1 protein-coding gene and 1 pseudogene are annotated in these 9,525 nt (G+C 39.1%); both read right to left on the bottom strand.

The annotated features are described in order from the left end of the window. A pseudogene (locus tag ACFILN_RS01280) lies at window positions 1-1,617 on the bottom strand (autotransporter outer membrane beta-barrel domain-containing protein); the annotation flags it as partial. Window positions 1,618-2,274: 657 nt separating this feature from the next. Beyond that, window positions 2,275-8,811 (bottom strand): autotransporter outer membrane beta-barrel domain-containing protein, encoded by a 6,537-nt coding sequence (locus ACFILN_RS01275; protein WP_375670689.1) that lies wholly within the window; start codon window positions 8,809-8,811, stop codon window positions 2,275-2,277. Between the last annotated feature and the right edge of the window lie 714 nt (window positions 8,812-9,525).

Below are 9,525 nucleotides of genomic sequence, written 5' to 3'. Positions count from 1 at the left end.
TTGAATGGTTGTTTTGCCCATTAACCTAACTTCACTACCAGAGTCCGATGTCCATATACCAGTGCGTTCGTTGTCGGGGCCTTCAAGTGCTTCACCACCGATTACCGATAAGTTTTCGCTAATGATTTTACCACCATTACCGGCATCGAGTCCGCTCAAAGTATTGTTAATTATTGTATCGCCATGCAATTGAATTGTGCTGTTATCGCCAATTACAAATGCACCGCTTCCTGTTCCCTCTGTTGTTAGAGCAACATTCGTGGCATCAATCTTTCCGCCTTTTTCTGCAAATAATGCAGCGTCTTTCCCATTTACCTTTCCTCCCGTCATTATGATAGTGGCGTTTTGTGCATTGGATTTTTGTCCATCAGCATGAAGACCATAACCATAAGATGAAATGACTTCAGTGCCGTTTAAAGTAATTCTGCTATAGTTTTGAGCATATACTCCATCAGTTTTTCCATTGAATGTTCCTTTGGAGATTTTTACTATGGAGAAACCATTTGCAGATATGCCTGTTAGTGCTTGAGTTACGGTTACATTATTCAAAGTTACTGTGCTGTAGTAAGCTCTTATTCCCTTATCCATAAGGATGTCATCTTTGCCGCTTGATATTGTAACATCTTCTAACGTGCTTTCGTTAATACTCTGTTCGAAAATAGCACCTATATGAGATGCAGCAATGGAACCATCAATCATCTTGATAGTCGCTCCATCTCGTACATCAAGACCGTTTGCAACTTTTTCAATGGTTGTTGTACCGTTTAATGTAATCATACTGTTGTTGTAGGCTATTGCACCAGTACTGTTTTCAGTTTCAGAGCCGGTTATTGTTAGATTGTTGCTAACAATTTTGCCCCCAAGTGTTGCCGTAAGACCGTTTGTTACTTTTTCAATGGTTGTTGAGCCTTTTAATTCAATCGTACTATCAAGTGTGAAGGACATTACACCAGAGCTATTGCTATTTTTTTCGTTCTGAGAACCTGTTATTGTTAAATTTTCGCTAACGATTTTGCCCTTATTCACCACAAGACCCTTGCTAACAACATCTTTAATGATTGTTTGTCCTGTTAATTTAACCACGCTATCAAGCGCATCGACCAATACACCAATGTTTTTTTCTCCAGCTCCAGGAAGGATGATCGTTAAATCTTTCCCAGTGATTTTGCCTCCACTTTCTGCTCGAATCCCGTTTTGAAAGTTTTCAATGGTGGTTTCACCCATTAATTCAATCTCACTACCAAGACCTTCAGTTGTTACACCAATACCTGTATTACTTCCTTCTATTGTTAAATTTTTGCTAACGATTTTGCCCTTATTTTTTGCCCAAAGCCCATTTACGACTTTTTCAATGGTTGTTTCCCCTTTTAACGTAATTTCGCTACCATCACCTTCAGAGATTACACCAGTTTTTTCAAATTCAGAAACGATTATTTTTAAATGTTTTCCAATGATTTTGCCACCGTCTTTTGCGTGAATAGTTTCGTAGGTTTTATCGGATACTTCTTGTTGTTTTCCCCCAGAAACTACGAGGGTTTCAGCATGTGCACTGAACTGGATATTGAATAGGATGATAGCGGCTGCAGCCGTGCATGATAAAAGGGATGTTTTATACACTAGTATTCTCCTTATGATAGCCCCCAAATATTCATTTCCCCGCGAACTTCATAAGAAGAAGTGAAAATGGATAATTGTTATTAATTTCAGTAATTGTCTTTATTTGGTAAGACATTTTTGGTTTTTTGTCAAAATTAAAAAATACTTGATATTAATTATGTCTAATACAAAATGTATTTATAATTGATTTTATTTAAAGAATTATAATTTTGAATATTATTATTCAGAGAAATATTCTGAGATACTGATATAGTGGTACCATGACATCTTTTACGTGATGGTAGGGATTATTATATGACGCAAATTGGGATTATGAGGGAACAAAAAAGGATGTAGAAGAAGCTAGTAAAAAAGCTAACTTACTTGGGCTTAAAGTGGGTTGTCATCTTTCAACACAGTGGTATTAATTTATTTCTAATAGACTTCTCTTTTTTTCAAAGTAGGAAGTACTCTTCATCCACTGGGGATAGAAGTGCTCTGTTGCGTTTGTTGTGTCTTGTCTTGGGGATTTTCGTAAAGAACTAAGTATTAAGTATAAAGAGGGAAGGGTGCTTTAAAAGGAAAAAGGATGACTTTAATGTACAAAAAGAGCAGCATATTGTGCTGCCCTTTTTGTTAAATTGAATAGAATGAATAGGCTATTTTTACAGCCTTGATTTAAAACTGATAGCGTATGCCACCTGAAAAGCTTGCACCACTTATACCAGTTTTCTGAAGCTTTTGTCGATAGCTTACATCACCGTAAAGAGAGAAATTGTGAGACAGTTGTGCATTGATGCCAACGCCGCCCTCAATTGCTGTTCCTATGGGATCAAGGTCAAAATCTCTGCCAATCTGGATGGTACCATCATCACCAAAGGTTTTGATCAAGTTTGCTTTTCCATAGAAGGAAATGGCAGGACCATTTTCAGTGGTCATAATGGTTTTGGTTAAACGTCCACCAACACGGATCAACCATTGAGAAGGATTGTTCATATCAATTTTTAAATTATCAGCATCTTCAATGGTATCAAACATCAAATGTTGATAAGCAAGTTGTATTTGGGGCTCGAAGGTTAAACCTTCCATTCCGGTAGAAAATTGTTTGCCAACGGTGGTGGAAATACTCAACATTTTTACATTGTTCAATTTCGCGGTTTTACCAATGATAGCATTGGTGATATCGCCCTTTATTATCCCATAGGATAAAAGCGTATCGATATAGAAACCACTGTCATGTTGTACACTACCATAGGCAGTGAGAGACCATTTATCTAGGGTGCTTTTACTTGCATCCTGCATCTCTTTTGGAGTGAAAGACAGCTGCCCATAGGTACCTAAAAGACCAAGATGTGTAGTAGTGCTGTGCCCTTCTAACGTAGTCAATGCAACCCCACCTTGTATAGCAGCGTAGCGAATATCAGCACCATAACCATATTTAAGGGGACCGCGTTTCGAGGATAAGGTTCCTGTACCCCCATAGGTAGAGAGGAAGAAACTGTTTTTTAGATTTTTCTGCTCTCCCAAGACTGTTGTTCTCATATTGGCTAAAAGTGCATTTTGCTTGGCCATATCGGCCAATCCAGTATAAAAGAGGGCATTTGGCATAACCAAATAGCTTGCCATTTGTGGTACAACTGCTCTTACTTTTGAATCGGGGTCAAAAAATTCAGGCTGCAAACGGAAATCCCAGAAATCTTTATCCTTTTCATCGAATAAGTTTTGGTTAGCATTGGCTTTGCCATAGCTTGAGACTGGTCCATAGGCAGTCAGCGTATATTTATAAGGAGTTCCTCCTATGGTGGTATAGCCATTTTTCAATTTAAAGGAGTCTTCTTTTGCTTCTCCAGAAACTTGAATAAGTGAAAGTCCACCTATATTTGAAGGATCAGAGGCATTTTCTACACTCTCTTTATCCCCTGAAACATTTTTGACATAAACTGTTGTGGTGCCTGCTACATCACCGTGAATGAGAAGCCTATCGGTTTTTTGTGCATCTATTGCAACACCATCACTCCATATAGCGTTGAAATGAATTTCTGCCTCACCAGAGGCATTATAGACTGCTAGAATGTTCGGTATTCCAGATCCTATATGCAATGTATGATAATGATCTTCTACCGGTCCATTAAAAACAATAGAACTATCATTGAGATTGAGCACAGAAATATCAGAACGTGACCTTTGAGCAATAGCAAGCAGTTTTCCGTCATCATCGGTTTCTTTTGTACTGGTTTTCAATATCCATGTTGTCTTGTTTGTCAAATCAAAGCGTACAGTTCTGTTTTCTGCAATTTTTGCTCTTCCCTTTAATACGGAGTGATTAGCATTTAATGTAAAAGCAAAATTATTTTCTTTAGTTGAAGCTTTTGCTGCTAATAAAATATCGGCACTGATTTCTGAATTTTTGAGATTGGCTATACCGATTGATTGGTCTGCGTTAATTCCAATACTATTTTCAGTGCGAATCTTTGTATTTGTCAAGTTGATTTCTAAGGCATTATCATCCTCGGATTTATCAAATGTTATGCCACTGTTTTCTGCTGTTGCAGAAACATTTGTTACATCAATATATCCGCTATTTTTTAAAACAAATGCTGATCCTTTTGCTGCTACGGTCCCTCCATTCATTTTAATTGTGCCACCGTTTTCTGCATAAAGTCCGATGAAAGTATTGCTAATCGCTGTATTTCCATGCAATTCAATTAAGCTGTAAGGATTGCTGGCAGCTGCACCGTATCCGTTGCCATCCATCGTTGTTAGAGCAACGTCTGTGACCTTAATATGTCCACCGTTCATTGCAAACAATGCCATGGTTTTCGCAGTTACTGTTCCACCAGTCATTATAATTGTGCCACTATTTTCTGCATCAAGTCCGGTTACAGCATTATTAATTGTTGTCTTTCCATATAATTCAATCAAGCTTTCAGGATCGGTTGCAGCAGCACCATAGTTACCATTTTTTGTTGTTAAAGCAACATCTGTGACTTTAATATGCCCACCGCTTTTTGCAAGCAATGCCATGTTTGTTGCGGTTACAGTTCCACCCGCCATTGTGATAGTACCACTATTTTCTGCATTGAGCCCGATGAAAATATTATCAATTGTTGTCTTTCCATCCAATTCAATCAAGCTGTCAGGATCAGTGGTAGCTGCACCGTATCCGTTGCCATCCATTGTTGTTAGAGCAACATCTGTGACTTTAATATGCCCACCGCTTTTTGCAAGCAATGCCATGTTTGTTGCGGTTACAGTTCCACCCGCCATTGTGATTGTACCACTATTTTCTGCATTGAGCCCGATGAAAATATTATCAATTGTTGTCTTTCCATCCAATTCAATCAAGCTGTCAGGATCAGTGGTAGCTGCACCGTATCCGTTGCCATCCATTGTTGTTAGAGCAACATCTGTGACTTTAATATGCCCACCGCTTTTTGCAAGCAATGCCATGTTTGTTGCGGTTACAGTTCCACCCGCCATTGTGATTGTACCACTATTTTCTGCATTGAGCCCGATGAAAATATTATCAATTGTTGTCTTTCCATCCAATTCAATCAAGCTGTCAGGATCAGTGGTAGCTGCACCGTATCCGTTGCCATCCATTGTTGTTAGAGCAACATCTGTGACTTTAATATGCCCACCGCTTTTTGCAAGCAATGCCATGTTTGTTGCGGTTACAGTTCCACCCGCCATTGTGATTGCACCACTGTTTTCTGCATTGAGCCCGATGAAAGCATTATTAATCGTTGTCTTTCCATCCAATTCAATCAAGCTGTCAGGATCAGTGGTAGCTGCACCGTATCCGTTGCCATACATCGTTGTTAGAGCAACATCTGTGAGCTTAATATGTCCACCGCTTTTTGCAAGCAATGCCATGTTTGTTGCGGTTACAGTTCCACCCGCCATTGTGATAGTACCACTATTTTCTGCATTGAGCCCGATGAAAATATTATCAATTGTTGTCTTTCCATCCAATTCAATCAAGCTGTCAGGATCAGTGGTAGCTGCACCGTATCCGTTGCCATCCATTGTTGTTATAGCAACATCTGTGACTTTAATATGCCCACCGCTTTTTGCAAGCAATGCCATGTTTGTTGCGGTTACAGTTCCACCCGCCATTGTGATAGTACCACTATTTTCTGCATTGAGCCCGATGGAAATATTATCAATTGTTGTCTTTCCATCCAATTCAATCAAGCTGTCAGGATCAGTGGTAGCTGCACCGTATCCGTTGCCATCCATTGTTGTTAGAGCAACATCTGTGACTTTAATATGCCCACCGCTTTTTGCAAGCAATGCCATGTTTGTTGCGGTTACAGTTCCACCCGCCATTGTGATTGCACCACTGTTTTCTGCATTGAGCCCGATGAAAGCATTATTAATCGTTGTCTTTCCATCCAATTCAATCAAGCTGTCAGGATCAGTGGTAGCTGCACCGTATCCGTTGCCATACATCGTTGTTAGAGCAACATCTGTGAGCTTAATATGTCCACCGCTTTTTGCAAGCAATGCCATGTTTGTTGCGGTTACAGTTCCACCCGCCATTGTGATAGTACCACTATTTTCTGCATTGAGTCCGATGAAAGTATTATTAATCGTTGTCTTTCCATCCAATTCAATCAAGCTTTCAGGATCAGTGGTAGCTGCTCCGTATCCGTTGCCATACATCGTTGTTAGAGCAACATCTGTGAGCTTAATATGTCCACCGCTTTTTGCAAGCAATGCCATGTTTGTTGCGGTTACAGTTCCACCCGCCATTGTGATAGTACCAGTATTTTCTGTATTAAGTCCGATGAAAGTATTATTAATAGTTGTCTTTCCCTCCAATTCAATCAAGCTGTCAGGATCAGTGGTAGCTGCTCCGTATCCGTTGCCATACATCGTTGTTAGAGCAACATCTGTGAGCTTAATATGTCCACCGCTTTTTGCAAGCAATGCCATGTTTGTTGCGGTTACAGTTCCACCCGCCATTGTGATAGTACCACTATTTTCTGTATTAAGTCCGATGAAAGTATTATTAATCGTTGTCTTTCCATCCAATTCAATCAAGCTGTCAGGATCAGTGGTAGCTGCACCGTATCCGTTGCCATCCATTGTTGTTAGAGCAACATCTGTGACCTTAATATATCCACCGCTTTTTGCAAACAGTGGCATGTTTGTTGCGGTTACAGTTCCACCCGCCATTGTGATAGTACCACTATTTTCTGTATAAAGTCCGATGAAAGCATTATTAATCGTTGTCTTTCCATGCAATTCAATCAAGCTTTCAGGATCGCTGGTAGCTGCACCGTATCCGTTGCCATCCATTGTTGTTAGAGCAACATCTGTGACCTTAATGTGTCCACCGCTTTTTGCAAGCAATGCCATGTTTGTTGCGGTTACAGTTCCACCCGCCATTGCGATATTACCACTATTTTCTGTATAAAGTCCGATGAAAGCATTATTAATTGTTGTGTTCCCATCCAATTCAATTAAGCTTTCAGGATCGGTGGAAGCTGCACCGTATCCGTTTCCGTCCATCGTTGTTAGAGCAACATCTGTGACCTTAATATATCCACCGTTCATGGTAAACAATGCTGCGCTTTTCGCAGTTACAGCTCCTCCCGTCATTATGATGACACCACTGTTTTCCGCATCAAGTCCATTTATAGCATTAGTAATCGTTGTCTCTCCATCCAATTCAATAAAGCTGTAAGGATCGGTGGAAGCTGCCCCGTTTCCGTTTCCGTCCATCGTTGTTAGAGCAACATCTGTGACCTTAATATATCCACCTTTTTGTGCAAATAATGCTCTGTTTCCCGCAGTCACTGTCCCTCCCATCATTATGATTGTAGAGAATAAACCTTCTGCATAGAGTCCATCACCATTAGATGATGTAACTTGAACGCTGCCTTCTTTACTATTGGCTAAAGTAATGAAGCTGCCGTTCATTACGGATAGCCCTGTGTATCCTCCATCAAATGCTCCTCCTAATATCGTTACTTGTGAACCATCTTCTGCGGATATGCTGGTGTCTGCTTGCGTAATGGTTACATTTTCTAAAGTGAGATGACTTCCGGCAAAGGCCGTTATTCCTGTGAATAAAAACTCTTCTTTTTCATTTTCTAATTCACTTTCCCATCCAGGGTCTAATTCATTGTCCGATGTTTTTACATTTTCTAGCTTGTCTTGATCACTTATGCTGGTATTTGCATAAGTAATGGTTACATTTTCTAACTTGTTTTTATCGCTTTTACTCTCATTGAAGAACGCACCAGTTTCAAAAGCCGTAATGGTTCCTCCAGTCATTGTGATTGTGCTACCGTTTGTTGCATAAAGCCCAATTACAGCGTCATTAATTACCGTATTTCCGTGCAGTTCAATTGTGCTGTCAACATCATTAGCTATTGCACCGATTCCGGTGCCATCTTTTTTTAAAGTAACATCTGTGACGTCAATATGTCCGCCATTTTCTGCAAGTAATGCTGTATTTTCTCCAGTGACTGATCCTCCTATCATTGTGATTGTGGATTGTGCACCATTTGCATAGAGTCCGTCACCATGAGATGATGTAACTTGAACACTGCCTTTTTTATTATCGGCTAATTCACTATAGGTTAAAGTAATAGCGCTGCCTTCCGTAGCAGATATTCCTTTGAGTTCTCCATCAAATGCTCCTCCTAAAATCGTTACTTCAGAATGATCATTTGCAAATATACTGGTGTTTGCTTGCGTAACCGTTACGTTTTCTAAAGTAACTTTGCTTTTGTTGTCGGCATTTATTCCCTTGTCCATGAAGTGGTCATCTTTACCGCTTGATATTGTTACACCTTCCAGCTTGTTTTTATCATTCATACTGTTTTCGAAGAAAGCGCCAATTTCAGAAACCGTAATAATGCCTCCAGTCATTTTGATTGTAGCACCATCTTTTGCATTAAGACCGAGACGAATGTCAAAATCAGTTCCTTTAATGGCTGTGTCTTGCAGTAATGTAATCGCACTGCCAAGACCGTCAGCTGTTACAGCATAAATATCCGTGTCTTTATTCCCAACCACAGTTAAATGTGTGCCGGTGATTTCCCCGTTGTCTTTCGCATTAATAATCTCATACGTTGTGTTAGATACTTCTTTTTTCTCGCCGGAAACTTCAAGAGTTTCAGCATATACATTGAGATGGGTGTTTAATAGCATGACAGCTATGACAGCCGTGCAGGATAAAAGGGACTTTTTACACATCAAGATTTTCCTAAATTATAAGTAAATTATAAGTGCCACACACTCTTCCCCCGCTTATAAGAAGGATATCAAATGGATGGGTACTTTAGAGATGGAACGTGAATAGGCGATTTTTATTTTTATGTAAAGTATAAAATAAATTATACATTTAACATATAATGTATTATACTTAAATTCAGTTAGTGTTATATGAATGCATTGTATTAATATTATATAAGTATTATAAGTTTTTCTATTCAAGATATGTGTTATGTTTGCATAAAGCTTGTTTCTTATGCTTAAAGAAACGGAGTAGGCAAGAAAATTAAAAAAAACTGTATGCTTGAGCTTGATAGGGATCTCTTTCAACATCATGAAACCAAAGATGGTACCATAGCTTTCATGTTTTTCTTTAACACGGTTACGATAAAATAGCGCTCATTGATTTTTCAATCGACGTTTAGTTTTTTTCAAGGGATATTTTTACTAGTTGAAAGCGCGATATTTTATTGTTTTGAGTTTTTTTTAACTAATTTTCTTAAAGAGAAATGTTGTCGGTGTATATTGGTAGAGAAGAATAGGAGAGAGATAAAAAGGCAGCACGATGTGCTGCCTTTTTTTAAAATTGAATAGAATGAATAGGCTACTTTTCAACCTTGATTTAAAACTGATAGCGTATGCCGCCTGAAAAGTTTGCACCACTTATACCAGTTTTTTGAAGCTTTTGTTGATAAC

The sequence above is a fragment of the Bartonella sp. CL434QHHD genome (assembly GCF_042195145.1).
Taxonomy (GTDB): domain Bacteria; phylum Pseudomonadota; class Alphaproteobacteria; order Rhizobiales; family Rhizobiaceae; genus Bartonella.
This window is presented reverse-complemented; position numbering and strand designations above follow the sequence as displayed.